This window comes from Pseudomonas orientalis (genome assembly GCF_002934065.1).
GTDB classification, from domain to species: Bacteria; Pseudomonadota; Gammaproteobacteria; order Pseudomonadales; family Pseudomonadaceae; genus Aquipseudomonas; species Aquipseudomonas orientalis_A.
Genome location: NZ_CP018049.1, coordinates 1307461 through 1332570 on the forward strand (window position 1 = coordinate 1307461; position 25110 = coordinate 1332570).

At 58.0% G+C, this 25110-nt stretch carries 28 protein-coding genes; 14 read left to right on the top strand and 14 right to left on the bottom strand.

The features are described 5' to 3' along the window. Window positions 1-7 precede the first annotated feature (7 nt). A complete protein-coding gene (gene bfr, locus BOP93_RS05730; RefSeq protein ID WP_065891908.1) occupies window positions 8-478 on the bottom strand; it encodes a bacterioferritin in 471 nt (156 codons plus the stop codon). A 200-nt stretch (window positions 479-678) separates the two neighbouring features. Continuing rightward, window positions 679-897: a bacterioferritin-associated ferredoxin gene (locus tag BOP93_RS05735; RefSeq protein ID WP_083203330.1), complete on the bottom strand. Its 219-nt coding sequence runs from the start codon at window positions 895-897 to the stop codon at window positions 679-681. 244 nt (window positions 898-1141) lie between these two features. Here BOP93_RS05735 and BOP93_RS05740 point away from each other — a divergent pair, with 244 nt between their 5' ends. Next, window positions 1142-1744, top strand: coding sequence for a peroxiredoxin (locus tag BOP93_RS05740; protein ID WP_057724790.1), 603 nt, complete (start codon window positions 1142-1144; stop codon window positions 1742-1744). A 259-nt stretch (window positions 1745-2003) separates the two neighbouring features. Here the strand turns inward: BOP93_RS05740 and rnt are convergent, their stop codons facing one another. Both rnt and pyrC read right to left on the bottom strand, forming a co-directional pair. After that, window positions 2004-2678, bottom strand: coding sequence for a ribonuclease T (rnt, locus tag BOP93_RS05745; RefSeq protein ID WP_104501866.1), 675 nt, complete (start codon window positions 2676-2678; stop codon window positions 2004-2006). Next, complete coding sequence (gene pyrC, locus BOP93_RS05750) at window positions 2675-3721, bottom strand: dihydroorotase (protein WP_104501867.1); 1047 nt, start codon at window positions 3719-3721, stop codon at window positions 2675-2677. The genes rnt and pyrC overlap by 4 nt, the downstream gene beginning before the upstream one ends. A 156-nt stretch (window positions 3722-3877) precedes the next feature. Here pyrC and BOP93_RS05755 point away from each other — a divergent pair, with 156 nt between their 5' ends. The 3 genes from BOP93_RS05755 to BOP93_RS05765 all read left to right on the top strand — a co-directional run bounded on the left by BOP93_RS05755 (window position 3878) and on the right by BOP93_RS05765 (window position 7395). Continuing rightward, a complete protein-coding gene (locus BOP93_RS05755) occupies window positions 3878-4786 on the top strand; it encodes a flagellar protein MotY (protein ID WP_104501868.1) in 909 nt (302 codons plus the stop codon). Between the two features lie 129 nt (window positions 4787-4915). Further along, window positions 4916-6133, top strand: coding sequence for an argininosuccinate synthase (locus BOP93_RS05760; RefSeq protein ID WP_104501869.1), 1218 nt, complete (start codon window positions 4916-4918; stop codon window positions 6131-6133). 629 nt (window positions 6134-6762) lie between these two features. After that, the gene (locus BOP93_RS05765) at window positions 6763-7395 is read left to right on the top strand and encodes a response regulator transcription factor (protein ID WP_003188986.1); all 633 of its coding nucleotides are present in this window, start codon (window positions 6763-6765) and stop codon (window positions 7393-7395) included. 88 nt (window positions 7396-7483) lie between these two features. Here BOP93_RS05765 and BOP93_RS05770 read toward each other — a convergent pair whose 3' ends face one another. From BOP93_RS05770 to metG, 4 genes are all read right to left on the bottom strand, one after another. Then, complete coding sequence (locus tag BOP93_RS05770) at window positions 7484-7666, bottom strand: PA3496 family putative envelope integrity protein (protein ID WP_104501870.1); 183 nt, start codon at window positions 7664-7666, stop codon at window positions 7484-7486. Between the two features lie 108 nt (window positions 7667-7774). Beyond that, window positions 7775-8413 (bottom strand): endonuclease III, encoded by a 639-nt coding sequence (gene nth / locus BOP93_RS05775; RefSeq protein WP_104501871.1) that lies wholly within the window; start codon window positions 8411-8413, stop codon window positions 7775-7777. A gap of 69 nt (window positions 8414-8482) precedes the next feature. Continuing rightward, entirely contained in the window at window positions 8483-9469 is a 987-nt protein-coding gene (rsxB, locus tag BOP93_RS05780; RefSeq protein ID WP_104501872.1) for an electron transport complex subunit RsxB, read from the bottom strand. Window positions 9470-9556: 87 nt separating this feature from the next. Next, window positions 9557-11608, bottom strand: a complete 2052-nt coding sequence (gene metG / locus BOP93_RS05785) for a methionine--tRNA ligase (RefSeq protein ID WP_104501873.1) — start codon at window positions 11606-11608, stop codon at window positions 9557-9559. 171 nt (window positions 11609-11779) lie between these two features. Here metG and apbC point away from each other — a divergent pair, with 171 nt between their 5' ends. Beyond that, the gene (apbC, locus tag BOP93_RS05790) at window positions 11780-12874 is read left to right on the top strand and encodes an iron-sulfur cluster carrier protein ApbC (protein ID WP_065898205.1); all 1095 of its coding nucleotides are present in this window, start codon (window positions 11780-11782) and stop codon (window positions 12872-12874) included. Between the two features lie 462 nt (window positions 12875-13336). Here apbC and fdxA read toward each other — a convergent pair whose 3' ends face one another. From fdxA to BOP93_RS05805, 3 genes are all read right to left on the bottom strand, one after another. Beyond that, window positions 13337-13660 carry a ferredoxin FdxA gene (fdxA, locus tag BOP93_RS05795; protein WP_065886008.1) on the bottom strand — a complete coding sequence of 108 codons (324 nt, stop codon included), beginning with the start codon at window positions 13658-13660 and terminating at the stop codon, window positions 13337-13339. Window positions 13661-13802: 142 nt separating this feature from the next. After that, the gene (gene mutS, locus BOP93_RS05800; protein ID WP_065934527.1) at window positions 13803-16394 is read right to left on the bottom strand and encodes a DNA mismatch repair protein MutS; all 2592 of its coding nucleotides are present in this window, start codon (window positions 16392-16394) and stop codon (window positions 13803-13805) included. 185 nt (window positions 16395-16579) lie between these two features. Then, a complete protein-coding gene (locus BOP93_RS05805) occupies window positions 16580-16861 on the bottom strand; it encodes a DUF3077 domain-containing protein (RefSeq protein ID WP_104501874.1) in 282 nt (93 codons plus the stop codon). 410 nt (window positions 16862-17271) lie between these two features. On the opposite strand from BOP93_RS05805, the gene BOP93_RS05815 reads away from it, so the two are divergent. Next, complete coding sequence (locus BOP93_RS05815; protein WP_065891915.1) at window positions 17272-17820, top strand: hypothetical protein; 549 nt, start codon at window positions 17272-17274, stop codon at window positions 17818-17820. A 108-nt stretch (window positions 17821-17928) separates the two neighbouring features. Here BOP93_RS05815 and BOP93_RS05820 read toward each other — a convergent pair whose 3' ends face one another. The 3 genes from BOP93_RS05820 to BOP93_RS05830 are packed head-to-tail and all read right to left on the bottom strand — an operon-like array spanning window position 17929 to window position 19485. Further along, window positions 17929-18591 carry a hypothetical protein gene (locus tag BOP93_RS05820; RefSeq protein ID WP_065891916.1) on the bottom strand — a complete coding sequence of 221 codons (663 nt, stop codon included), beginning with the start codon at window positions 18589-18591 and terminating at the stop codon, window positions 17929-17931. A 41-nt stretch (window positions 18592-18632) separates the two neighbouring features. After that, window positions 18633-19004, bottom strand: a complete 372-nt coding sequence (locus BOP93_RS05825; protein WP_065886010.1) for a hypothetical protein — start codon at window positions 19002-19004, stop codon at window positions 18633-18635. Beyond that, complete coding sequence (locus tag BOP93_RS05830; protein WP_104501876.1) at window positions 18997-19485, bottom strand: Panacea domain-containing protein; 489 nt, start codon at window positions 19483-19485, stop codon at window positions 18997-18999. Before BOP93_RS05830 ends, BOP93_RS05825 begins: the two co-directional genes overlap by 8 nt. A gap of 255 nt (window positions 19486-19740) precedes the next feature. Here BOP93_RS05830 and BOP93_RS05835 point away from each other — a divergent pair, with 255 nt between their 5' ends. The 8 genes from BOP93_RS05835 (at window position 19741) to BOP93_RS05870 (ending at window position 25073) form a co-directional block, all read left to right on the top strand. Further along, window positions 19741-20484, top strand: a complete 744-nt coding sequence (locus BOP93_RS05835) for a LexA family transcriptional regulator (protein WP_170827578.1) — start codon at window positions 19741-19743, stop codon at window positions 20482-20484. Between the two features lie 592 nt (window positions 20485-21076). Continuing rightward, complete coding sequence (locus BOP93_RS05840) at window positions 21077-21415, top strand: phage holin family protein (RefSeq protein ID WP_065886012.1); 339 nt, start codon at window positions 21077-21079, stop codon at window positions 21413-21415. Window positions 21416-21434: 19 nt separating this feature from the next. Further along, a complete protein-coding gene (locus BOP93_RS05845) occupies window positions 21435-21950 on the top strand; it encodes a hypothetical protein (protein ID WP_104501877.1) in 516 nt (171 codons plus the stop codon). A 3-nt stretch (window positions 21951-21953) separates the two neighbouring features. Beyond that, window positions 21954-22562 (top strand): phage baseplate assembly protein V, encoded by a 609-nt coding sequence (locus tag BOP93_RS05850; RefSeq protein ID WP_104501878.1) that lies wholly within the window; start codon window positions 21954-21956, stop codon window positions 22560-22562. A gap of 12 nt (window positions 22563-22574) precedes the next feature. Further along, on the top strand, window positions 22575-22907 hold the full coding sequence (locus BOP93_RS05855; protein WP_104501879.1) for a phage baseplate protein: 333 nt from the start codon (window positions 22575-22577) through the stop codon (window positions 22905-22907). Further along, on the top strand, window positions 22904-23899 hold the full coding sequence (locus BOP93_RS05860) for a baseplate J/gp47 family protein (RefSeq protein ID WP_104501880.1): 996 nt from the start codon (window positions 22904-22906) through the stop codon (window positions 23897-23899). The genes BOP93_RS05855 and BOP93_RS05860 overlap by 4 nt, the downstream gene beginning before the upstream one ends. After that, on the top strand, window positions 23896-24534 hold the full coding sequence (locus tag BOP93_RS05865; RefSeq protein ID WP_104501881.1) for a phage tail protein I: 639 nt from the start codon (window positions 23896-23898) through the stop codon (window positions 24532-24534). Before BOP93_RS05860 ends, BOP93_RS05865 begins: the two co-directional genes overlap by 4 nt. Beyond that, entirely contained in the window at window positions 24531-25073 is a 543-nt protein-coding gene (locus BOP93_RS05870; protein ID WP_104501882.1) for a hypothetical protein, read from the top strand. The genes BOP93_RS05865 and BOP93_RS05870 overlap by 4 nt, the downstream gene beginning before the upstream one ends. The last annotated feature ends 37 nt before the right edge of the window (window positions 25074-25110 follow it).

Consider the following 25110-nt stretch of genomic DNA (forward strand, 5'->3'; position numbering starts at 1 on the left):
CTTGGGGTTATTCGCCCATCTGCGATTGCAGGTAGTTTTCCAGGCTGACTTTGTCGATCAGGCCCAGTTGGGTTTCCAGCCAGTCGATGTGTTCTTCCTGGTCTTCAAGGATATCTTCCAGCAATTCGCGACTGCCATAGTCGCCCGTGGCTTCGCAGTGAGCGATGGCGGCCTTGAGGTCGCTGTGGCTCTTGCGTTCAAAGCCCAGGTCGCTGCTGATCATTTCCTGGGTGTGCTCGCCGATATTCAGCTTGCCCAGGTCCTGCACATTCGGCAGGCCTTCCAGGAACAGGATGCGTTTGATCAGCGCATCGGCGTCTTTCATGGCCTTGATCGATTCTTTGTATTCGCGCTTGCCCAGCTTTTCCAGGCCCCAATCGTCGTACATGCGTGCATGCAGAAAGTACTGATTGATCGCGACCAGTTCATTGGCAAGGATTTTGTTGAGTTGCTGGATGACTGAGATGTCGCCTTTCATGACTGGGGTCCTGCCCTGTAATAGCTGTGTATGGGCGGAGTTTGAGCGGCGACAATCCCGGTGTCAAACCTAAGTTATTGAATAATAAATGAAAATTAATCGGAATAAGAATGTTTGTGTTCCGCGTCTTGACGCTAACTAATTGAATTGCAGGCATAAAAAAACCGGACACAGGGTCCGGTTCTTTAAAACACGCCTATTTAAGCGTGTGTAAATTCTACTGAATACGGTGCCGCAGCCTGAGCTGTCTGCAACTGAGTAAGGGTTTCCCGCACCACTTGCTTGGCGAGGCATGCGCATTTTCCACACTGGCTGGCAACGCCGGTGGTTTCACGCACTTCCTTGTAGCTGCAGCAACCTTCATAGATTGCTTCGCGGATTTGTCCGTCGGTGACGCCAGTACAGAGGCACACATACATAAGGAGAACCGTCGCGGGTTTAGGGCTTAAGTGCGATGGATCTTAATGTTAACGAGAATGATTGTCAAAATAGTTTCGTCGACTGTCCCTTGGGTATTGCCTGCGCGCTGACGAACGGTTTTTTCGGTGTATGATGGTCGGTCTTTACGAAGCGTGACTGCGTCACAGGTCTGTCGCCAATACACGGCAGACTCGACGCTGGTCCTGTTACTTCAATCGTCACCCCTTCATCAGGAGATATCCAATGAGCGTACTCGTCGGCAAACAAGCCCCGGATTTCGACGTACCTGCCGTCCTCGGCAACGGCGAAATCGTAGACAGCTTCAAACTGTCTGAAGCCATCAAAGGCAAATACGGCCTGGTGTTCTTCTACCCGCTGGACTTCACCTTCGTCTGCCCATCCGAGCTGATTGCTCTGGATCACCGCATGGACGATTTCAAGGCACGCAACGTTGAAGTGGTCGCCGTTTCCATCGACTCCCACTTCACCCACAATGCCTGGCGCAACACAGCCATCAACGATGGCGGCATCGGTAAAGTCAAATACACCATGGCTGCCGATATGAAGCACGATATCGCCAAGGCCTACGACGTAGAGTCCGAAGGCGGTGTGGCTTTCCGTGGCGCGTTCCTGATCGACGACAAGGGCGTTGTGCGCTCGCAGATCATCAACGACCTGCCGCTGGGCCGTAACATGGAAGAGCTGATTCGCCTGGTCGACGCGCTGCAATTCCACGAAGAGCACGGCGAAGTCTGCCCTGCCAACTGGAAAAAAGGCGACAAAGGCATGACCGCTTCCACCGAAGGTGTGGCGGCTTACCTGACCGAGAACGCCGGCAAGCTGTAAGCCGGATTCAAGGTAGAAAAAAAACCGGCCTGTGAGGGCCGGTTTTTTTATGGGCGGGGCGGTGCGACGATTCGACTTGCGCGTGATTGCGCTGTATCAGTCCATAAATACGTCACTGACACCCCGCAAGCCCTGATGCCATGTAGGAGCGAGCTTGCTCGCGAAAAACGTCAACGATAACGCGTGCTTGCTGAATGAGCGCGGTGCCTGTGAGTTTTTCGCGAGCAAGCTCGCTCCTACAGACCTGGCGGGACGAGTCTCAGTCGCTGAAGTCTTCCCAGCCACCCATCTGTTTCCAGCGATTGACGATGCCGCAGAACAGCTCAGCGGTCTTTTCGGTGTCGTAGCGCGCCGAATGAGCTTCGCGGCCGTCAAAGTCGATACCGGCGGCCTGGCAGGCTTTCGCCAGCACGGTCTGGCCATAGGCCAGGCCGGCGAGCGTGGCGGTGTCGAAACTGGAGAACGGATGAAACGGGTTGCGTTTCATGTCCAGCCGCGCCACGGCGGCGTTCAGGAAGCCCAGGTCGAAACTGCTGTTGTGCCCCACCAGGATCGCACGCTTGCAGCCGTTGGCCTTCAGCGCCTTGCGTACGCCACGGAAGATGTCGGTCAGCGCCGCTTCTTCACTCACCGCCATGCGCAGCGGGTGATCAAGCTTGATGCCGGTGAACTCCAGGGCCGCTGCTTCGATGTTGGCCCCTTCAAACGGCTCGACGCGGAAGAAGTGGGTGTAGTCAGGGTAGACGAAGCCCTGCTCGTCCATGCCGATGGTGGTCGCGGCAATTTCCAGCAACGCGTCGGTGGCGCAATTGAAACCGCCGGTTTCTACATCGATAACGACAGGCAGGTAGCCGCGGAAACGCTCGGCCATCGGATGGCGCGAACCGCCGCCACCGCCGTGTTCCTGGTCTTCATCGTAATGGTCTTCACTCACTTGCTTTCCTCCAGCAGGCGCCAGCGCAGTGTTTCACCGGCGCGCAGCGGGATAACGGTCAGCTCGCCAAACGGCAGGCTGGCGGGGGCGGTCCAGTCTTCACGAACCAGGGTGATGCGGTCGGTATTGGCCGGCAGGCCATAGAAGCGCGGGCCGTTGAGGCTGGCGAAACCTTCCAGCTTGTCCAGGGCATTGCGTTGTTCGAACGCTTCAGCGTACAGCTCGATGGCGGCAAACGCGGTGTAGCATCCCGCGCAACCGCAGGCGGCTTCCTTGGCGTGCTGGGCGTGGGGCGCGGAATCGGTGCCGAGGAAGAACTTCGGGTTGCCGCTGGTCGCGGCATCCAGCAACGCCACCTGGTGGGTATTGCGCTTGAGGATCGGCAGGCAATAGAAGTGCGGCCGAATACCGCCCACCAACATGTGGTTGCGGTTGTACAACAGGTGGTGTGCGGTGATGGTCGCGCCGACGTTGGCCGAAGCCTCGGTGACGAACTGCACGGCGTCGGCGGTGGTGATGTGTTCGAACACCACCTTGAGGGTCGGGAACAGCTCGACCACGCGGCGCATATGTTCGTCGATGAAGATTTTTTCGCGATCGAACACGTCGACATCGCCACGGGTGACTTCACCGTGGATCAACAGCGGCATGCCCACATCGGCCATGGCTTCGATGGCCGGCAGGATCTTGTCGATGCTGGTCACGCCGGAGTCGGAGTTGGTGGTCGCGCCGGCCGGGTACAGCTTGGCGGCGTACACGAAGCCGCTGGCCTTGGCCTCGCGGATCTCCGAAGGCTGGGTGCGGTCGGTGAGGTAAAGCACCATCAGCGGCTCGAAGCGGCTTCCGGCCGGTCGTGCAGCGAGGATACGCTGGCGATAGGCGTCGGCTTGCTCGGCGTTACGCACCGGAGGTACCAGGTTAGGCATGATGATGGCGCGGCCAAAGGTGCGCGCGACATCGGCCACGGTGTGGGGTAACGCAGCACCATCGCGAAGATGTATATGCCAGTCGTCGGGACGCAGCAGGGTCAGGCGGTCGGACATTGGGGATTCCAGGCGGGTCAATCTGGTGGGAATGCTACCGGAAAAGACTCGTGCAGGCACTCGCTATCAAGTTTTGCAGGATGCAACCGATAGCACTGGGTATGCCTTAACGATGTATGACGCCTTGAAGTGTTGTAGAAACCAGTGGAGCCTCCCGTGCGCCAGCATTATCTAGCCCTGCTCAGTGTGTTCGCCAGCCTGCCCGCGATGGCCCTTACGTTCCAGACACGCCTGGAGAATATTGAGTGGAAAGTGGAGGGCGATCAGTTCGAGTGCCGCCTGACCCAGCCGATCACCGATTTCGGTTCGGGTGAATTTGTGCGCCGGGCGGGCGAGCAGGCGACCTTTCGCCTGAAAGCCTACAGTGGTTCGCTTGGTGCCGGCTCCGCCACGTTGCTGGCCGCCGCCGCGCCCTGGCAACCGGGCCGTGGCGACATCAACCTGGGTGCGGTACGCGTCGGCAGTGGTGATGTGCTGTTTAACAGCTCACAGGCCCAGGCCGGGCGTCTTTTTACCGGTCTGCTCGAAGGCCGCAGCCCGACCGTGCGGCATTACGGACGCGAAGGCGGTTATTCGGAAATTCGCCTGCTGCCGGTGAAGTTCGCCAAGGCCTACAACGACTATCAGTTGTGTACTACCAAGCTGTTGCCGATGAACTACGATCAGGTTAAACAGACGGAAGTCGGTTTCCCCGGTGGTGGCATCGAACTGGATGCAGCGGCCAAGCAGAAACTGTCGGTCATTGTCGCGTTCATGAAAGCCGACCCCACGGTCAACCACATCGAGCTGAACGGCCATTCGGATAACAGCGGCAACCGCCTGACCAACCGTGATGTCTCGCGACGCCGTGCCTTGGCGGTAGTGGACTACTTCAAGGCCAACGGCATCCCGGAATCCCAGATCACGATGCGTTTCCACGGTGAAAGCTACCCCTTGGCGCCCAACACCAATGCCGCCAACCGAGCGCGCAACCGTCGGGTCAACGTGCAGCTCGAACGCGTGGCGGCGCCCGAGAAACCGGCACCCCAGGCCGCAGCTCCGAGCACCCCTGCTGCGACCTCGTGAGGCGCGGTCATCGGTCGCCCGGTCGACATAATCTGTCGCTTTATCTTCATTTGCTGTCGCGCCCCTGTAAATTCACGGTTTTGATCGGTAGAATCGTTGCCTTTCCGTACAACCCCGTGGAGTGATGGCATGGCCGACGTAAACAAGGTCGTTCTCGCGTATTCCGGCGGCCTGGACACTTCGGTGATCCTCAAGTGGCTGCAGGATACTTATAACTGTGAAGTGGTGACATTCACCGCTGACCTGGGTCAGGGCGAAGAGGTCGAACCTGCACGTGCCAAGGCGCAAGCCATGGGCGTGAAAGAGATCTACATTGACGACCTGCGCGAAGAGTTCGTCCGCGATTTCGTTTATCCGATGTTTCGCGCCAATACCGTCTATGAAGGCGAGTACCTGCTCGGCACCTCCATTGCACGTCCGCTGATCGCCAAGCGCCTGATCGAAATCGCCAACGAAACCGGCGCTGATGCCATTTCCCATGGTGCCACCGGCAAAGGCAACGACCAGGTGCGTTTTGAATTGGGCGCCTACGCGCTCAAGCCCGGCGTGAAAGTGATTGCGCCGTGGCGTGAATGGGACCTGCTGTCCCGTGAAAAGCTGATGGATTATGCTGAAAAGCACGCGATCCCGATCGAGCGTCACGGCAAGAAGAAATCCCCGTACTCGATGGATGCCAACTTGCTGCACATCTCCTATGAAGGCGGCGTGCTGGAAGACACCTGGACCGAGCACGAAGAAGACATGTGGAAATGGACCGTCTCCCCGGAGAGCGCGCCAGATAAGCCACAGTACCTGGAACTGACCTACCGCAACGGTGACATCGTCGCGCTCGATGGTGTCGAGATGACACCCGCCACCGTGCTGGCGACCCTGAACCGTATAGGTGGTGAACACGGTATCGGCCGTCTCGACATCGTCGAGAACCGTTACGTGGGCATGAAGTCCCGCGGCTGCTACGAAACTCCGGGCGGCACCATCATGTTGCGCGCTCACCGCGCCATCGAGTCCATTACCCTGGACCGTGAAGTGGCCCACCTCAAAGATGAGCTGATGCCCAAGTACGCCAGCTTGATCTATACCGGTTACTGGTGGAGCCCTGAACGCCTGATGCTGCAACAGATGATCGATGCCTCCCAGGCCCACGTGAACGGTGTGGTGCGCCTGAAGCTGTACAAGGGCAACGTGATCGTGACCGGTCGCAAGTCCGATGAGTCGCTGTTTGACGCCAACATTGCGACCTTCGAGGAAGATGGTGGTGCCTACAACCAAGCGGATGCAGCCGGCTTCATCAAGTTGAACGCCTTGCGCATGCGCATCGCAGCCAACAAAGGACGCAAGTTGTTCTGAGTGTTTTGCTTGTTGTGAAAAAGCCCCTTTTGCAAGGGGCTTTTTTTTGCCCCAAATATACCAATACAAGCATTAATCAGAGCGAACGACGTTTAAAAAATGTTTGATCGGTGTTTAAGGGGCTTTCTTCAAGTCTTTGAAGGTTTTTTCGAATCCAGAAATCTACTTTCCTGCGGAAAGGTTTTTTACATCTAGATAGGAACTATGTCTTACAGAAGTTTCACTCATGAAGGCGCAAAGGCGGTGTAATTTGTGGAATTTTCTGTAGGAAAATTGGGTGTATATAAATATGTTAAATGGAACTGAAGCTGATGGAGTTTTTTCAGCCCTTTGTATAAGCCGCCATGGCAAACAAGGGGTATTTCCTGAGAGACCTGTGCGCCACGTTTACCTTGCTGCCCCCGGGATGAGGATATTTCTCTCAAAATATGTACGAGCAGGGAAAGGTCTGAAGGGCTCCATAAAGGCCAATACATTAAAGTTGGCGAATTTTTGTAGGCTAATTCCTTTCTTGTTGTGGGGTGGGTCTCTGCCTGCTGTTGCTCGGGGGGGCATGCTATGCCAACTAGCAGACGACTAGGCTATTGTGCTTTCTCTAAATAATTCGAACAGCGAAATTGGACTTTCTCATGAATAAAGTGCTGATCGTGGATGATCATCCCGTCATTCGGCTTGCTGTGCGCATGCTAATGGAACGTCATGGTTATGAGGTCGTTGCCGAGACTGATAACGGTGTCGATGCGCTGCAACTTGCAAGGGAACATATGCCGGACATTGTCATTTTGGACATTGGCATTCCCAAACTCGATGGCCTTGAAGTTATTTGCCGGCTGGCCTCGACCAAGCAAGCCGTATCGTTCAAGGTGCTGGTGCTGACCTCCCAGGCGCCAGGACATTTTTCCATGCGTTGCATGCAGGCCGGCGCTGCCGGCTACGTGTGCAAGCAGCAGGACCTGACCGAACTGTTGAGCGCCATCAAGGCAGTGCTTTCCGGCTACAGCTACTTCCCTAACCAGGCACTCAATTCGGTGCGGTCCACCATGGGCAACGCCAGTGAGGCAGACATGGTCGAACGTCTATCGGGGCGGGAAATGATGGTGCTGCAGCAGTTGGCCCGTGGCAAAACCAACAAGGAGATTGCCGACGGTATGTTCCTCAGTAACAAGACCGTCAGCACCTATAAGACGCGCCTGCTGCTCAAGCTCAATGCTCGGTCACTGGTCGACCTGATAGAGCTTGCCCAGCGCAATGGTCTGGTGTGAGGAGGGGCGCTTCACCATTCTGACACTGCTGTAGAATCCGGCACAAAAAAGCCTCCGTCAGGGAGGCTTCCGGCCGTTTGCCGAGCGTTCAGAAGTCGAAGTCGTAATCGGCCAATTGTTTTTGCAAGCGTCGCTCTTCCAGAAGATTGTCGATAATCAGGCGTTTGCTCAAATTGGTCTTGGCTGTCTCCGGGACGGGCGCTGGCGCCTCATCGTCTTCCGGCTCCACCAATTCGTCATCTACTTCCAGTTGTTCTTTGCCAGTGCTCATAAGGTTCACTCCAGGCTAAAGACTGCCATTGGCGCTCCTTATAGCGATAATCGACGAACGCGTAAAAAAGATTTTTTCAATCGATTGATGAGGAAAACCTAACAACCCTCAATCGTCGGATGTCTTGTCCTTGTATTCACATAGATCTTCGATCCGACAACTGCCGCACCGAGGCTTGCGCGCCTGGCAAACATAGCGCCCGTGAAGAATCAGCCAGTGATGGGAATCGAGCAGATAGGGCTTGGGCACGAACTTCATCAGCTGTTTCTCGACCTCCACCACATTCTTTCCGCGAGCGATGCCGGTTCGGTTGCTGACGCGAAAAATATGCGTATCCACCGCCATAGTGAGCTGCCGGAACGCCGTATTGAGTACAACGTTGGCGGTCTTGCGGCCCACGCCGGGCAATGCTTCGAGGGCTTCCCGGGTTTGCGGTACTTCGCCGGCGTGCAGCTCCATGAGCAGGCGGCACGTCTCGATCACGTTCTTGGCCTTGCTGTTGTACAAGCCGATGGTCTTGATGTACTCCGATAACCCTTGTACACCCAAGGCGTAAATCGCCTCCGGCGTATTGGCCACCGGGAACAGCTTGGCCGTGGCCTTATTGACGCCGACGTCTGTGGATTGGGCCGACAGGATCACGGCGATCAGCAGCTCGAACGGGGAGGAGTAGGCCAGTTCGGTCTTGGGTTCCGGATTGTCTTCGTGAAACCTGCGGAAAATTTCCAGGCGTTTTGCAGCGTTCATAGGGAGGGACGTTTCCTTGCAGGCTATCGACGTAATTGTAGCAATACACAACGCAGCGTCGGTTGTGGGTCAGGCGTTACCGTTGGCGCTGGCGTCGCAAGTGGCCTGGGCGTCATGCAGCGTCTGCTCGGCGGCGTCCAGCGCGGCATTCAAGTTTGCCAGTTGCTGTTCGTCAGCCTGTTGATCCTGGGCCTTTTTCAATGCGGCCCGGCGCATTGCCAGTTGGATCTTCGCGCGCTTGAGTTCAGCGCTTTTGCTTGTCGGCAGCGGTGGCGGGACGTTGACCTCCAGCGCGGCAAGCGCCTGCTCCGAGGCTTCGAACTGCCTTTGCAGGACAATCAATTGTGACTGTTGCTCAAAGGTCGGGGGATGACCAAACGCCTTCAGGGATTTGTGCAACTGCGCACGGCTCATGGCGACACTGATTTTGGCTTGCTTGATTGCTGCATCCTGAGCGGCCTGATGGCTATCGGCTGATGCCGCTGCCACGGGCGCAATGCGCTTGGCCCGCGCCACGCGTTCGGCGTGTTTGCAGGCTTGCTCACGTTGCAGGCGTGCGTTGCGCTGTTCGAAACGCCGACGTGCCCGGTCGCGTTTAAGGCCACGTTTGCGCCGCTCGTCATCGCTGCGCGCCAGGTCGCCCACAATCGGCAGGACTTCAGCAAGTGGGCGCATCTCGATGCAGTCGACAGGGCAGGGCGCGACGCACAGGTCGCAACCGGTGCACTCGTCGATGATGACCGTGTGCATCAACTTGGCGGCGCCAATGATGGCGTCCACCGGGCAAGCCTGGATGCATTTGGTGCAACCGATGCATTCAGCCTCACGGATGTAGGCGATCTGGGCCGGCGCGTCGCCACGGCTCGTATCCAGGGCCAGCACCGGCACGCGCAGCAATTGCGCAAGCCCGGCGATGGTTTCCTGGCCTCCGGGCGGACACTTGTTGATCGCCTCGCCGTCAGCAATGCCTTCGGCGTAAGGCTTGCAGCCCGGGTGCCCGCACTTGCCGCATTGAGTCTGCGGTAGCAGCGCGTCGATACGTTGAATCAGGTTCATGCTTTGATCATTGCGTTGACGCCCGGCCCGCCGATGTGGGCGGGCTGAAAAGCCCCAACGTCGAAACGCCGGGGCATCCTGCAGGGGTTACTTGATGCGTTGACCTGGCTTGGCGCCGCTGTCCGGGCTGAGCAGATAGATTTCTGCGCCGCCAGGACCGGCCGCCATCACCATGCCTTCAGAGATACCGAATTTCATTTTTCGTGGCTTGAGGTTGGCGATCATCATGGTCAGGCGACCATCGAGCTTGGACGGGTCCGGGTAAGCGCTCTTGATGCCGGAGAACACATTGCGTTGCTCGCCGCCCAGATCCAGGGTCAGGCGCAACAGCTTGTCGGCGCCTTCCACGGCTTCGGCCTTGACGATCAGTGCAACCCGCAGGTCTACGGCGGCAAAGGCGTCGAACTCGATTTCAGCGGAAATAGGGTCCTTGGCCAACTCGCCGTTACCTGCTGGCGCAGTCGAGCCGGTGTCGGTCTGGCTGGCGACCAGGTCTTCTTTCGACGCGTCAGTCATGGCCTGGACCTTTACCGGGTCGATGCGGGTCATCAATGGCTTGAACGCGTTCAACTGATGGTTGCCGAGCAGCGTGGCGTGGTCGTTCCAGGTCAGTGGCGCGACGTTGAGGAACGCCTCTGCATCGGCGGCCAGCAGCGGCAGCACCGGCTTGAGGAAGATCACCAACTGACGGAACAGGTTGACGCCGGTGGCGCAGATCGCCTGGACCTCAGCTTCCTTGCCTTCCTGCTTGTTAAGTGACCATGGCGCCTTGTCGGCAATCCAGGCATTGGCGCGGTCGGCCAGGCCCATGATTTCTCGCATGGCGCGGGCAAAGTCGCGGGCTTCATAGGCGTCAGCGATGCTCGGCGCAGCGGCCAGGAAGGCATCGGTCAATTCCGGAGCAGCGTTTTCAGCGACCAGCACTCCTGCGTTGCCCTTGTGGATAAACCCTGCACAACGGCTGGCGATATTGACAACCTTGCCGACCAGATCCGAGTTGACCTTCTGTACGAAGTCTTCCAGGTTCAGGTCGAGGTCGTCGACGCCACGGCCCAGCTTGGACGCATAGTAATAACGCAAATATTCCGGCGACAGGTGGTCCAGGTAGGTGCGCGCCTTGATAAAGGTGCCGCGGGACTTGGACATCTTCTGCCCATTTACCGTCAGGTAGCCGTGCACGGCAATGCCGGTCGGCTTGCGGTAGCCCGAACCTTCGAGCATCGCCGGCCAGAACAACGCGTGGAAGTTGACGATGTCCTTGCCGATGAAGTGGTACAGCTCGGCAGTGGAATCCTTGCCCCAGAACGCATCGAAGTCCAGCTCCGGTGTGCGGTCGCAGAGGTTCTTGAAACTGGCCATGTAGCCGATCGGCGCGTCCAGCCAGACATAGAAGTACTTGCCCGGCTCGCCCGGGATCTCGAAGCCGAAGTACGGCGCATCGCGGGAAATGTCCCACTGTTGCAGGCCGGCATCCAGCCATTCGGCGATCTTGTTGGCCACGGCGTCCTGCAAGGTGCCGCTGCGGGTCCAGGTTTGCAGCATTTGCTGGAAATCCGGGAGTTTGAAGAAAAAGTGCTGGGAATCCTTGAGTACCGGGGTGGCGCCGGAGATGGCCGACTTCGGGTTCTTCAGGTCGGTGGGTGCGTAGGTGGCACCGCATTTCTCACAGTTGTCGCCGTACTGGTCGTCGGTGCCGCATTTCGGACAGGTGCCCTTGATGAAACGATCGGCCAGGAACATTTTCTTTTCCGGGTCGAAATACTGGGTGATCGAGCGCGTGGCAATGTGCCCGGCGTCTTTCAACCGCAGGTAGATCTGGCTCGAAAGCTCACGATTTTCGTCGCAATGAGTCGAGTGGAAGTTGTCGAAGTCCACCAGGAACTCGGCAAAGTCGGCGCTGTGTTCAGCCTGCACATTGGCGATCAGTTGTTCCGGGGTGATGCCTTCCTTTTCGGCGCGCAACATGATGGCCGAACCGTGGGCGTCGTCCGCGCAGACATAAATGCATTGATTGCCGCGATGCTTCTGGAAGCGCACCCACATATCGGTCTGGATGTACTCAAGCATATGGCCAAGATGGATGGAACCATTGGCATAGGGCAGGGCGCTGGTGACGAGGATCTTGCGTGGCTCGGACATGGGGCTCGGCTACTTGATGAAACGGAGGTCGGCCACTATAAAGCGCCGGGAAATTTATTTCACCCCGTGGTGCTGTTTCAGAATCTTCCCATCCTGCGAAAGCATGCCGCTGGTGGCCCGGAACGGTTAGGATAGCCGCCTGTTTCAGTCAGTCTTTTTCGGGAGTTGCCCATGAGCGCCGTCAATCGCGCAGCGGTGGAAGCCGTCCTTCGCCAGTACACCGACCCCTATTTGAACCAGGACCCGGTCAGTGCCGGCTGTGTGCGGGCCATCGAGGTCCAGGCTGACCAGGTATCGGTCCAGTTGGAGCTGGGCTACGCCGCCGGCCTGTTCAAAAACGGCTGGGCGCAGATGCTGCAAATGGCCATCGAAGGCCTCGATGGCGTGCGCTCGGCCAAGGTCGACATCCGATGTGTGATCGCCTCGCACAAGGCCCAGGCGCAGATCCCTGGCCTGGCCAACGTCAAGAACGTGATCGCCGTGGCGTCGGGCAAGGGCGGGGTGGGTAAATCCACCACCGCCGCCAACCTGGCCCTGGCCCTGGCCCGAGAAGGTGCCCGCGTGGGCATCCTCGACGCCGATATCTATGGCCCGAGCCAGGGTGTGATGTTCGGCATTGCCGAAGGCACACGACCCAAGGTCAAGGACCAGAAGTGGTTTGTGCCGATCGAGTCCCTGGGCGTGGAAGTGATGTCCATGGCGTTCCTGACCGATGACAACACGCCCATGGTCTGGCGCGGGCCGATGGTTTCCGGGGCGCTGCTGCAATTGGTCACCCAGACCGCCTGGGGCGACCTGGACTACCTGGTGATCGACATGCCACCCGGTACCGGCGATATCCAGTTGACCCTGGCGCAGAAAGTCCCGGTGGCCGGCTCGGTGATCGTCACCACGCCCCAGGACCTGGCATTGCTGGACGCGAAGAAAGGCGTGGAGATGTTCCGCAAGGTCAACATTCCGGTGCTGGGCGTGGTGGAAAACATGGCGGTGCACATCTGCTCCAACTGCGGTCATGCCGAACATCTCTTCGGCGAGGGCGGTGGCGAGAAGCTGGCGACTCAATACGGCGTCGAACTGCTGGCCTCGTTGCCGCTGTCGATGTCTATCCGCGAACAGGCCGATGGCGGCAAGCCCACCGTGGCTGCCGAGCCCGATGGTCAGATTGCCATGGTGTATCAGGAACTGGCCCGCCATGTGGGCGCGCGGATAGTGCTGCAGGAGGCGAGCAGTCCCGCGATGCCGACGATCACCGTCAGCGACGACTGAATCGCGATGTAGGAACGGTCCCGCACAGGGTTGTGACGCTCTTTTCCCAATAAGTCGTGTAAGCATTCGCTTACCGTCATGTAGGTATTCGGTTTTTTTACCGGAAATGAGCGTCTCGAATCTGCGAGCGATATTTCTAACTGTTTGAAATAAAACAATTATTTAATGTCCCTTGAGCACCGCCGATTGGCCGCTATCTGTTTGGATCCCGTTGAACTTATCTTGGGAGGCTCTAACATCAGCCCTGTGTCCACGGATTGGCACAGCCATCAAGGAACGGTGGTTTGGAAGGAATGTCGCAGGATGCGACTCATCAGGACGATGAAAAGGATTAAAGGGACTAGGGAAAAAATGTGGGCGGGTCATACCGCCCCTTTTTTCGCCTGTAGAAAAGTGAAAGCGGCTACACGAAAACGCAAAAAAGGCCCGCAAGGGGCCTTTTTTTTGGCAACGACGCTGCTATCAGCGTTCGAGGTCTGCAATCTTGCCGGGTTTGCCATCCCATTCTTCCGCATCGGGCAGAGCATCCTTTCTTTCCGTGATGTTCGGCCAGATATCCGCCAGCTCGGCATTCAACTCAATGAAGTTTTCCATACCCGCAGGTACTTCATCCTCAGAGAAGATGGCGTTAGCCGGGCATTCTGGTTCACACAGGGCGCAGTCAATGCACTCGTCCGGGTGGATGACCAGGAAGTTCGGGCCTTCGTAGAAGCAGTCCACCGGACACACTTCTACGCAGTCGGTGTACTTGCACTTGATGCAGTTGTCGGTGACGACGAAGGTCATTTCTAATTTTCTCCTCAGGCGGCGGCAGCGAAACCCTGTGTGGCAGGGCTCGCGAGGTTCGGGAGCGATAGTCTGCAGGCCAGGCTAAAAGCCCGCAGCATCCCAAACCGCGCGAGAGTCTACCAGCTTGCACGCGTGTGCGTTATATCCGAGTCTTCAGTGCATATAACATTTCGAGTGCTTTACGCGGCGTCACGTCGTCCAGGTCAAGCTTGGCCAGCTCGTCCAGTACCGGATGGGGCAGGCTGGCGAACAGGTCGCTCTGGTGCGGCGCGGCGGGTTTCCTGCTGGCCTTGGCCGGGCTGGCGACCACGGTTTCATGGGGCAGGGCCGTGGTTTCCAGGCGGCTCAGGTGCTCACGGGCGCGAGTGATGACATCAGTGGGCACGCCGGCCAACTGCGCGACCGCCAAGCCATAACTCTGGCTGGCCGGGCCCGGCAGCACGTGGTGCAGGAAAACGATGCGCTCGTTGTGCTCGGTGGCATTGAGGTGCACGTTGGCTACCAGCGGCTCGCTTTCCGGTAACACCGTCAGTTCGAAGTAGTGGGTGGCAAACAACGTATAGGCGCGCAAATGTGCCAGACGCTCGGCCGCCGCCCATGCCAGCGACAGGCCGTCAAACGTACTGGTGCCGCGGCCCACTTCGTCCATCAACACCAGGCTGCGGTCGGTGGCGTTATGCAGGATGTTCGCGGTTTCGCTCATTTCCACCATAAACGTCGAGCGCCCACCGGCCAGGTCGTCGCTGGAACCGATCCGGGTGAAAATTCGGTCCACCAGGGACAGCTCGCAACTGGCCGCCGGCACGAAGCTGCCGATGTGTGCCAGCAGCACGATCAGCGCGGTCTGGCGCATATAGGTGGATTTACCGCCCATGTTCGGGCCGGTAATCACCAGCATGCGAGTGTCGTCGTCCAGCGACAGGTCGTTGGCGACGAATGGCGTGGTCAACACCTGCTCCACCACCGGGTGGCGCCCTTGCACGATGCGCATGCACGGCTCGCTGACAAAACGCGGGCAGTTGAGGTCCAGGTTCAGCGCACGTTCGGCCAGGTTGCTCAGCACGTCCAGTTCCGCCAGGGCGGCGGCGGTGTCCTGCAGCGGCGCCAGGCGGCTGATCAAGTCCTCGAGCAAGGCTTCGTAAAGCATTTTTTCCCGCGCCAGGGCGCGGCTTTTGGCCGACAGCGCCTTGTCTTCGAACGCTTTGAGCTCGGGGGTGATAAACCGCTCTGCGCCCTTGAGCGTCTGGCGACGTTGATAGTCGATAGGCGCCGACTCCGCCTGCTTGCTCGGCAGCTCAATAAAATAGCCATGCACGCGGTTGTAGCCGACCTTCAGGTTGGCCAGCCCGGTGCGGGCTTTTTCGCGGGCCTCCAGGTCGATCAGGAACTGGCCGGCGTTTTCACTCAGCGATTGCAGCTCATCCAGCTCGCTGTCGTAACCGGTTTTCAGCACACCGCCATCACGGATGATCGCTGGCGGGTTGTCGATGATGGCCTTTTCCAGCAGCGCCGCGAGGTCCGGGTAAGTGCCGGCGGTGACTGCAAGCTGTTGCAGGTGTGGCGTGTCCAGTTCGGTCATCGCGACTTGCAACTGGGGGAGGGCACTCAAGGCATCACGCAAGCGCGCCAGGTCACGGGGCCGCGCATTACGCAGGCCGATCCGCGCGAGGATGCGCTCGATATCGCCGATTTCCTTCAGTTGCGGCTGCAGCTTTTCAAAGCGATAGCCGTCAAGCAGGCAGGTAATGGAAGTCTGACGTGCTTGAAGGACGGTCAAATCCCGCAGCGGACGATTCAGCCAGCGAGTCAGCAGGCGGCTGCCCATGGCCGTCTGGCAGCGGTCGACCACCGATTGCAGCGTGTTGTCACGCCCGCCCGCCAGGTTGGTATCCAGTTCCAGGTTGCGACGGCTGGCGCCATCCAATACCACGGTATCGTCCAGCCGCTCATGCCGCAGGCTGCGCAAGTGCGGCAGGGCCGTGCGCTGGGTTTCCTTGGCGTAGCTGAGCAGGCAGCCGGCAGCGCCGATGGCCAGGGTCAGTGTTTCGCAACCGAAGCCTTTAAGGTCCTGCACCGAGAACTGCTGGCACAGACTTTTCAGCGCCGAATCACGCTCAAAATCCCACGGCGCACGACGTTTGGTCCCACGGCGCTTCTCTGCCGGCAAGTCCTTGGGCCAATCATCCGGAATCAACAACTCCACCGGATTGATACGCTCCAACTCCGCCAGCAGGTTCTCCCAGCCCTTGATCTCCAGCACGCTGAAATTGCCGCTGGTGATATCCAGCACCGACAGGCCGAACAGACGCTCATCGCCCAACACCGCAGCGATCAGGTTATCGCGCCGCTCATCCAGCAGCGCCTCATCACTCACCGTGCCCGGCGTAATAATGCGCACCACCTGCCGTTCCACCGGCCCCTTACTGGTGGCCGGGTCGCCGATCTGCTCACAGATCACCACCGACTCGCCCAGCTTCACCAACTTGACCAGATAACCTTCCAATGAATGGTAAGGAATCCCACACATCGGAATCGACTGCCCCGCCGACTGCCCGCGCGCGGTCAGGGTGATGTCCAGCAGCTTGGCGGCCTTCTTCGCGTCTTCGTAGAAGATCTCGTAGAAGTCGCCCATGCGGTAGAACATCAACTGATCAGGGTGCTGGTTTTTCAGGCGCCAGTACTGCTGCATCATTGGCGTGTGGGAGGACAGATCGGAGGTGTTTTTACTCATTGGGTAGTAGGCAAATTCGTTGAAAGTGATGGGGCAAAGGGGGCGATTGGCCCAGCATTTGTTGCGATGGGCGCAAGGTTAACACGCGAGGTCGGGGGTTCGCAGGTTGCAAACGGCCAGGTAGAAATAGAAGAAGGGCGCAGCGCATTCATTCAAATACACCGCCCCCTTCTTTTTATCGGCCCTTACTGAATGTTGCTGGGGGAATCCAACACCTTCACCACATCATCAATCACCGCCTTGACCATCTCCTGCAAGTAATGCGAGGCCCATGCGTAACGGTCCGTCTCCTTGGTCATCGCCGCATCTTCTGCGAGCAGCTTGGCGACATGGAGAAGATCGGAGGCGTGATGCAAGGCTTCCCGCAGGGAAACACCGCTGTTGACGCGGAATAGAGGCTGGTCGGAGTGAAAGGAGAAGGGGGTGACGCCGAGGGTGGTTAACGCAGGCGGATTTGTAGCAGTCATCGGTAAAACTCCCATATCAAGTGAGAGCTACCACGTTCGTTCTCAGGCGAATGGGTGGCAGCTGTGCGCAGGCTGAGAAACCGGAGATACAGGAACCCGGCAGACCCGAAGGTCTCCCACGCACAGCCGCCATTGCACGAAATGATGGGCGAAAAAAAACGCCTGCAGATCGGGTTTGGGGGCGCTTTGCGCCTGCATCTTGCCGGGTTCTCAGGCCCGATCGCTGAATTGGCAGCGACGAATGGAAGGGTAGCGTGGTGATAAGGAGGGTGCAACTGGGAAAATTGTGTCCTGGAAATAGATGCGTCCACTTTTCTCCAGTAGGCACCATTGGCAAATCACGCCTCCTAGAACGATGTGGCAGGTAATGTCATGATTCGATTAGTTTGAACTTCGCAACCCGGAAACTTATGACGAGTACCCTGAAGTATCAGATTCTTGCTGGGCTACCAGGCGAAGGACCTCTTCCTTTACAGTTCAGCGCTACCGGCCAAGGGCACCATAGTGAAGGAGTAGTCATCAGGTTCTCGCCGGAGGCGATGCCTTCTTGGGTGGGGAATTTTCAACCGGGTTTTTGCCGCTTCAGTTGCGTTCTGGAGCTGGGTTCAACTTTCCATGTGATGATAGTTGCCGGTGGTCAGGGTTATATCGTGGACATTCGTAGCGGCGTTCTCTTGAAGCATTTCGGTGGGGATATCGAGTATTTGGTCAGCATTCCAGAATTAGACAGTGTTCTTGTTTCAAATGGGTTGTGGCTCAGGCTTGTTAAAGGCGAGGCTGAGGTCTGGTGCTCTGAGCGCCTGTCTTTGGACGGGATTAGAAATATCCAAGTCTCGCTCGCGGATGGGATTATTACAGGGGAGGGATGGTATGTAGACGATTGCTGGTATCCGTTCAAAGTCTGCATCTCCTCGGGTGAGGCTACGGGAGGAGTTTTCGAGTCGCTTGACTTCAGCTAAGTCTATTTCTGCGTTTCTGAATGATTAGCTACCGGGCGCCCTGAAAGCAGTACGCGCCAAATCACCAAGCAGTAACACCGCAATAAACTCAGCGATTTATCGCTCTGATCACTCATTCTCTCCAGCGCCATTTTTACAACCCGTCACGGTGGGATAAGGCAGGCAGACCAGAATCATTTTATTCTTCGGTTCAAAACCATGATCAATCATGCAGCGTTGTGCCTTGGCTGTGCGCCCGATGCTGGCGACGGCCAGGTTCGACCCCAGCGGTTTTGGGTATCCGCAGGCGTACATGACCGGTAGCGCTTCTTTATCGTTGACCAGTTGCACGGAGTGGTGCGTCGATGCGCCTACTTTACGCCAGGTGACCTGCATGTCTTCAAACCGGCCAGAATCGGGTTTTATCGGGTAGAAACCGTCATCATCTTTAAACGGCAAAGCCTCAAGCTCGGACACGCTTAGTGGACGACCTTTTTTTGCTTCAACGCAGGCCGGAGTGTCTTTCATGACATCACAGAACTCAAAACCGTCTTTACGCTTAAAACCCAGAAGTTGCATGCATTGAAACTGGAGTACCTGTTCATTTATGGGTAATTGAGTCAATGAGCCGCCTACAGGGTCACCACATTCCGCCATCGCAGCCTTAACATCATCGACGTTCGTGGAGGTACGCCGCCACTGTGTGAATTCAGCAGGTGGCGGACAGCCTGTGAGTAAAAGTACCGATGCGATCAATGCCGGGAGAGTGATGATCTGGCTTTTTCGCAGCATATTAATCCTTCAAAGTTGGAATTACCGCGCGGTTCAACAGGCTATCTGGATCTACGCCCACTTGCCGGAAACAACCCTCTGATCACCCCAAGAAACGCCGCAAACAAATTGATTGAAGTCGCCGTAGTGATGGCAATCAGCACGTTATCCGAGAACGGCGCCTTACCCGAGTAATAAGTCGACCACCCATTCCACACCAGCAGTACCGCCCAAAAGATCACACCGCAGGCAGCAAACCAGAACGCACGCCCCGCATATTTCTTGCGCAGTTGCCGTTCGGCCTTCTGGTCTTTGAGGTTCTGGTTTCTCTCATCATCGGTGCCTATGGCTTGCTCGCCACCAGCTTGCGAGTCTTGGTCAGGCCCAGCCTCGGGGGGTAGGGTGAGTTCCAGACTGTCGAGTTCTTCACTCACGGATGCGACTCTTGGGATGAATGAGTGCTGCCATGTCTTGCCAGTCGATGGCGGAACCGTCGGCGCCCTTGAGCGCCCAGGCTGTGCCGCTCTCGTGGGAAAGGTTGGACAGTTGGGTGCCTGACCATTTGCCGTATTTGCTGATGATCCGATCAATCAGGCGGTGGGCATAGGTGTCACTGTCGGGAATCCTCGGTGTAACGAAGATGATGTCCTCGTCGTCCGGCTTCAAATTGCTGAGCAGCGAAGTGACCGGACGGCTGCCGTAGGATTTCAACTCATGGTACAGCGACGGGATGACCGGGCCATATTGCCAGCGGGCGAAGTGGTCATCCATGAGCGGCTGATCCCGTTCACGCAGATGCCAGGACTGCGTGTAGAACAGCAGTTTTTGCAGCTTCATGGGCGTCAGGCCCGAAAGCTTGCCTTCCTTCGCGCGTTCAATGAAGGCGTTAGCAACAGCTAGCGCTGAATAAGCCATGAGCACCTCCGTCGTTGCTGGCCATGTTGTTCCAGAGTCTTATACATAGGCCCTGAATTGTCGATAAGCAAGGGCGCCTGTCCACCCGCTCGGTGTGGCATCAGGCTACCCTGCGGCGATATCAAGCGGTTCTGAATGATAGAAAGCAATTAACTGTTTGCATATACAGTATTTTGTTTCAATCTAAACAAAATTGTGTGTTTAATGCATAAATATGCAAATTAGCATTTGCCAACGTTCAAGACTCCCGGCAATATCCGCGTTATGCAAAAACGCAACGTTTCTATCGTCTTGAAAGAGCTGCTGGATCGCGATCGGATCTCCCCTACGGAGCTTCACCGACGCACCGGTGTGCCTCAATCCACACTGTCCCGGATCCTCAGCGGCAAGATCGTTGACCCGTCGGACAAACACATCTCTCGCATCGCCGAGTATTTCCGCGTCAGCACCGATCACCTGCGCGGGCGCGCCGGGGTGGGTGCTTTGCGAGATGATGGGCGCGATCCGATGCATTCGGAGCTCAAGGACATAAGCCTGTGGGACGACGACACGCCCGTTAATGATGACGAGGTGTCGATCCCCTTTCTGCGCGAGGTTGAATTGGCTGCTGGATCAGGAAGATTCGTCATCGAGGAAAGTGAGAAAGCCAGCCTGCGCTTTGGAAAGCGCAGCCTTCGGCATAACGGCGTGCAGTTCGATCAGGCCAAATGCGTAACGGTGCGCGGCAACAGTATGTTGCCGGTGCTGCGCGATGGCGCGACGGTGGGGGTCAATGCCGGCAAGAGCGGGATTGGCGACATCGTCGATGGTGACCTGTATGCCATCAATCATAATGGCCAGCTACGGGTGAAGCAGCTCTACCGTCTGCCTTCCGGGATTCGCCTGCGCAGCTTCAACCGTGATGAGCATCCGGACGAAGACTATAGCTTCCAGGATATTCAGGATGAGCAGATCAGCATTCTCGGTCATGTTTTCTGGTGGGGCATGTACGCCCGCTGACATCATCGCGTAAGACGAAACCCGCCCATGAGCGGGTTTTTTTTCGCCTGCAGAACACCTCCAAACCCCGAGCACATAAGGCTTTGAATGCGGAAATGCATATTCGACGGAAAAATAAATGCGTTGATGCATTGACTGTATATGCATACATGCATATTATTCATCTCAAGCCAGCCAACAAGGCCTGGTGGAGGCGGCAAGGATGCCGCCAAGGAAGACAAGGAAGGCACGCAACATCGGCAAGGACGCCATCGAAGCGGTGGCAGGGATGCCAGGCAACACCGGCAAGGATGCCGACGCTCTTTAGTTTCGCCCAGCTTCAAAAACAGGCAGCGATGAACCGGCCTTAACGGTTCAGAGGGTTGGCAACTGACCCGGGTGTGCAGCGTAAAGCACCAGAAGCAGTTATCCGGCAGACAGGGATCGTGGTCGGAAAAACATTCAGGAAAGGACCGTACCGCGCCAGTAGCGCCGAAAGTCCGAGGACATCATTACTGAAAAGCCCGGGCTACCGGGCTTTTTGGAATGCCTACCTATCGAAGTGTGTGTAATTGAAAAACGGACTATTCAGTGCTCAGCCAGGAGGCGTGACATGACAAACGAACAACAAGCGTTAGCGGAAATGCCTATCTGGCTGGTGATCATATTGGCCTTGGTCGGCGGCGTTTCCGGAGAAATGTGGCGCGCCGACAAGGAGGGCGCCCGCGGCTGGTCGTTGATCCGCCGTCTGGCGCTCAGGTCCGGCGCGTGCATGGTCTGCGGGGTTTCGGCCCTGATGCTGTGTTATGCCGCCGGTATGTCGATCTGGACTGCCGGCGCCATTGGCTGCCTGACCGCCATGGCCGGCGCCGACGTGGCCATCGGCCTGTATGAGCGCTGGGCGGCCAAGCGCATCGGGATCAATGAAGGGTCTCGTCAGGACCCGCAGTAACCGCAAGGATGCTACCCAAATGACCCTTATCGAAAAGCCATCCCAACTACCCCGGGCTATCGGCGCCGCGCTGCATGCGGCCTACCCGGACCTCAAGGTCGGCAGCCACCGGGACTTCCAGAGTGACCTGGAGAATACCGGCGTCATGATCACGGTTGAACGCAATGGTCCGGGCATTCGCTCCCGCGAAGGGCGCAAGGCCCATGTCCTGGCCATTTCGCTCAGAGCCATGGTTGCCCCCGGCGCATTGCCGTTCGACGCCTGTGACCTCGCCAGCCAACTGATGGACCTGGTGCTGGACAACCGTTGGAACCTGCCTCAGTCCCAGTGCGATTTGCCGACGAATATGGTCGCCGCTCCTTCTATGGTTTCCAGCGTAGCGACGGACTACGACACCTGGACTGTTTCCTTCACTCAAACCCTCTACCTCGGGCCCGAGTTACTCAACGATCCTACGGGCCAACCGCTGTTTGCCTCCACCTGGGACGTCTTGAACATCGATGACCCCGATCAATACAAGCCACTGGCGGAGTAGCCCATGTTCGACGCGCTGTTACGCATGCAATTGGGACCCATCGTCGAGCGTCTGGCGGAGATGGAGGCCCAGCTCGAAGACCTGGACCGACGCGCTGAAAGTTTCTGCCGGATTGGCGTTTGCCAACAGGTCGACGCTGCCAGCAATACCTGCCGGGTCAGCCACGGTGAGTTGCTCACGCCGGCCATTCGCTTTTTCAATCCCAGCGCCGGTGCGCAAACCGAAACCCGTATTCCGTCCGTAGGCGAGCAATGTCTGTTACTCAACTACGGCGGCGGGGAAGGGGGCGCGCAGTCCGTGGCTCTGTTCGGCCTCAACAGTAGTCTCTTTCCGCCAGTCTCGACGGTTCCCTCGGTGACCCGACGGCGCCATCAAGACGGTACACAAAGTGATTACGACGACGCCAGTCACACCTTCAACTGGGCCAACGGGCCGACGGTGTTCAGCGGTTCCCGCGAACAGGTCGACCTCAAGGTCGGCGCCGCCAGCCTGACCCTCAACCCGCAGGGCATCACCCTGCAAATCGGCGGCACCGCACTGTTGCTGGATGCCGGCGGTGCTCACTTCAGCGGCCCGGTGATAGACCACCAAGGTCGGGTCATCAGCCCCTGACAAGGACACTCCATGATTGGCATCGATCGCAACACCGGGGCGGCCGTCGATGACTGGCTGCAATTCGTCCAACGCGCCACCCGAGCGCTGACCACACCCGTTGGCACACGGCAGAAACGTGCGCTGTATGGCTCGCTGATCCCGCAATTGCTCGGGCAGAACCTTGGTGATGACCTGCTGCTGCTCGCCCAAAGCCATGCCGCCCAGGCGTTCTACAACGCCCAGAACGGCATCGGCGACTTTCAGCCCCAGGTCATCGTCGCCACCCGCCAGGGCGCCGGCCTGCTGCTGCGCTTTGCCGGCACTTGGAAAAACCGCCAACAAACCTTTGAGGTCGTGACATGAGCATGCTGATCCCTGGCCAGAATCAACTGGCCGAGCCGGCGATTATCGCGGTCGATGAGTTCGAACCGTTGCTGGCCGAGTTCAAGGCGTTCGTGGTTGACTACGTCGCCACCCGTGCGCCGCAGAGCGCGGCGAAACTCAAGGTCAGCCTCGACAACGAAAGTGAGCTGCTGACCCTGGCCCTGGAAGCGTTTTGCGTGCGCCTGCAAACCCACGAGCGTAAATACAATGCGCGTATCAAGCAGATGCTGGCGTGGTGGGCCACCGGCAGTAACCTGGATGCACGCCTGGCAGATATGGGCCTGGAGCGCCAGGTGCTCGATCCCGGTGACCCGGCGGCTTTCCCGCCCGTGCCGCCAATTCTGGAAAGCGACGACGATGCCCGGCTGCGCTACTACCTGGCCCCTCATGCCCCGGCGGCAGGCTCGCGGATGCAGTACCGCCGCGAAGTGTTCACCCTCGGCGAGCGCCCGGCGGTCAAGGTCCAGAGCGCATCGCCGGGCGTGGTGACCGTCAACTACACCTTCGATCCGGACGGCTATGCAGCACAGGTCAAGGACGGTAATGGCCGACGCACCGCGCCCGGCGAGGTGATGGTCACCGTGCTGTCTCGTGAGGGTGACGGTACCCCATCTGCGGATTTGCTTGACGGTGTGCGCCGACATTTCGCACGGCCGGATGTACGTCCGGAAACCGATCTCATCACCGTCCAGGGCGCACAGATTCAGCCCTACAAGATTCGCGTCATCGCCAGGATCAACGCCGGGCCTGACTCGGGCTTGACCCAAGTGGCGGCGCAGCAGCTGCTGCAGACTTACGCTGATTCCTGTCATCGCCTGGAAGGGCGCGTCGACCCCAGTTGGATCGACTACGCCATCCACAGTGCAGGGGCGGCGCAGCTGCAAATCCTGGAACCGCTTGCACCAATTGTCAGCAGCGCGTTCCAGGCCCCGTATTGCACGGGTGTCGAGGTGGAGGTGCGCACGCTATGAGTGACCCCAACGCGAGTTTGTTGCCGGCCAACAGTTCTCCACTGGAAAAGGCACTGGATCTGGGATTCGGCAAGCTGCTTGACCGGATCGCACCGCCGTTTCCAGCGTTGATGAACCCGCTGCTAACGCCTACCGAGTTCCTCCCTTACCTGGCCGCCGACCGAGGTGTCAGCGAATGGGACGCCGAGGCCAGCGAATCGGAAAAGCGCCTGACCGTGGCCTTGTCCTGGCAGATCCAGCGCCAGGCCGGCACACCCAAGGCCTTGAGCTATGCGGTGGAGTCACTGGGGTTCACCCCCAACATCAATGCCTGGTATCAGCAGCGGCCAACCGGTACGCCGTATACGTTCGACGTGCAGGCGATCATTGGGCGCAGTTGGTCCGGTGGGGATCACAACCGGCTGATCCGGCGTATCAATGCGGCTAAGAGTGAGCGCGATCAGGCGACGATTACCATCGTGCATGAAACCGAAGGTCAGCTTGCGCTCACGCAGGTCCTGGACGCCCCGTTAAGTGACGCAGAGTTCTATCTGAACGGAGCGCTGCCGGAATTGGCGTTGGCTGCTCGGCTAAACAGTGCCGGCGTTGCCCAGCACTACACCATTAACGACTACGACCTCAGGGCGCAGCCATGACAGATGAAATCACGCGCCTGGTGCGCTTCACCTCCAAGGGTTTGGATGAAGTGCTGCGGGCTAAGAACCAGGGCCTCAAAGGCGAAATCACCCACATCGGCGCCGGCACCGGCCGCTATAACCCCGACGGCAGCGAAGTGGCCTTGCGTGACGAGCGCCAACGGGTGGCCATCGTCGATTACGAAGACCTGGGCGAACGCCAACTCAGGATGGCCGCGGTGTTTGACGGCGACGGCGAGTATGAGATTGGCGAGTTCGGATTTTACCTCGCCAGCGGGACGTTGCTGGCGGTGTATTCCGTGGCTGGGAAGTTGCTGACGTATAAAGCGGCGGCGGCAAGGGTGCTGCAGAAGTTTACGCTGGATGTTTCGCCATTGCCGGCGGATAGCGTGACGATTGTGGTGAGCGGCGATAGCCTTAATTTACTATTGGTGGAAGAGTTGGCGGCTATTGCCGCTGCTAATGTAAATAATATGTCACGGCATTTGGGTCTGTTGTTTCGAATGATGGTTCTGGAGCGCAGGCTTAGAGAGGCGTGAGCGTGTGTTGACGCTTTCTCGGCATTAAATAATTCGG

What these genes read in the sequence shown, in the direction of transcription:
- BOP93_RS05735 (WP_083203330.1), bottom strand. Translation starts at nt 897, where the DNA reads ATGTATGTGTGCCTCTGTACTGGCGTCACCGACGGACAAATCCGCGAA.
- BOP93_RS05740 (WP_057724790.1), top strand. Translation starts at nt 1,142, where the DNA reads ATGAGCGTACTCGTCGGCAAACAAGCCCCGGATTTCGACGTACCTGCC.
- apbC (WP_065898205.1), top strand. Translation starts at nt 11,780, where the DNA reads ATGAGCGCCGTCAATCGCGCAGCGGTGGAAGCCGTCCTTCGCCAGTAC.
- BOP93_RS05865 (WP_104501881.1), top strand. Translation starts at nt 23,896, where the DNA reads ATGAGTGACCCCAACGCGAGTTTGTTGCCGGCCAACAGTTCTCCACTG.
- mutS (WP_065934527.1), bottom strand. Translation starts at nt 16,394, where the DNA reads ATGAGTAAAAACACCTCCGATCTGTCCTCCCACACGCCAATGATGCAG.
- BOP93_RS05840 (WP_065886012.1), top strand. Translation starts at nt 21,077, where the DNA reads ATGACAAACGAACAACAAGCGTTAGCGGAAATGCCTATCTGGCTGGTG.
- BOP93_RS05815 (WP_065891915.1), top strand. Translation starts at nt 17,272, where the DNA reads ATGACGAGTACCCTGAAGTATCAGATTCTTGCTGGGCTACCAGGCGAA.
- nth (WP_104501871.1), bottom strand. Translation starts at nt 8,413, where the DNA reads ATGAACGCTGCAAAACGCCTGGAAATTTTCCGCAGGTTTCACGAAGAC.
- BOP93_RS05845 (WP_104501877.1), top strand. Translation starts at nt 21,435, where the DNA reads ATGACCCTTATCGAAAAGCCATCCCAACTACCCCGGGCTATCGGCGCC.
- BOP93_RS05760 (WP_104501869.1), top strand. Translation starts at nt 4,916, where the DNA reads ATGGCCGACGTAAACAAGGTCGTTCTCGCGTATTCCGGCGGCCTGGAC.
- bfr (WP_065891908.1), bottom strand. Translation starts at nt 478, where the DNA reads ATGAAAGGCGACATCTCAGTCATCCAGCAACTCAACAAAATCCTTGCC.
- pyrC (WP_104501867.1), bottom strand. Translation starts at nt 3,721, where the DNA reads ATGTCCGACCGCCTGACCCTGCTGCGTCCCGACGACTGGCATATACAT.
- BOP93_RS05830 (WP_104501876.1), bottom strand. Translation starts at nt 19,485, where the DNA reads ATGGCTTATTCAGCGCTAGCTGTTGCTAACGCCTTCATTGAACGCGCG.
- BOP93_RS05805 (WP_104501874.1), bottom strand. Translation starts at nt 16,861, where the DNA reads ATGACTGCTACAAATCCGCCTGCGTTAACCACCCTCGGCGTCACCCCC.
- rsxB (WP_104501872.1), bottom strand. Translation starts at nt 9,469, where the DNA reads ATGAACCTGATTCAACGTATCGACGCGCTGCTACCGCAGACTCAATGC.
- BOP93_RS05765 (WP_003188986.1), top strand. Translation starts at nt 6,763, where the DNA reads ATGAATAAAGTGCTGATCGTGGATGATCATCCCGTCATTCGGCTTGCT.
- metG (WP_104501873.1), bottom strand. Translation starts at nt 11,608, where the DNA reads ATGTCCGAGCCACGCAAGATCCTCGTCACCAGCGCCCTGCCCTATGCC.
- BOP93_RS05850 (WP_104501878.1), top strand. Translation starts at nt 21,954, where the DNA reads ATGTTCGACGCGCTGTTACGCATGCAATTGGGACCCATCGTCGAGCGT.
- BOP93_RS05870 (WP_104501882.1), top strand. Translation starts at nt 24,531, where the DNA reads ATGACAGATGAAATCACGCGCCTGGTGCGCTTCACCTCCAAGGGTTTG.
- BOP93_RS05820 (WP_065891916.1), bottom strand. Translation starts at nt 18,591, where the DNA reads ATGCTGCGAAAAAGCCAGATCATCACTCTCCCGGCATTGATCGCATCG.
- BOP93_RS05855 (WP_104501879.1), top strand. Translation starts at nt 22,575, where the DNA reads ATGATTGGCATCGATCGCAACACCGGGGCGGCCGTCGATGACTGGCTG.
- fdxA (WP_065886008.1), bottom strand. Translation starts at nt 13,660, where the DNA reads ATGACCTTCGTCGTCACCGACAACTGCATCAAGTGCAAGTACACCGAC.
- BOP93_RS05860 (WP_104501880.1), top strand. Translation starts at nt 22,904, where the DNA reads ATGAGCATGCTGATCCCTGGCCAGAATCAACTGGCCGAGCCGGCGATT.
- BOP93_RS05770 (WP_104501870.1), bottom strand. Translation starts at nt 7,666, where the DNA reads ATGAGCACTGGCAAAGAACAACTGGAAGTAGATGACGAATTGGTGGAG.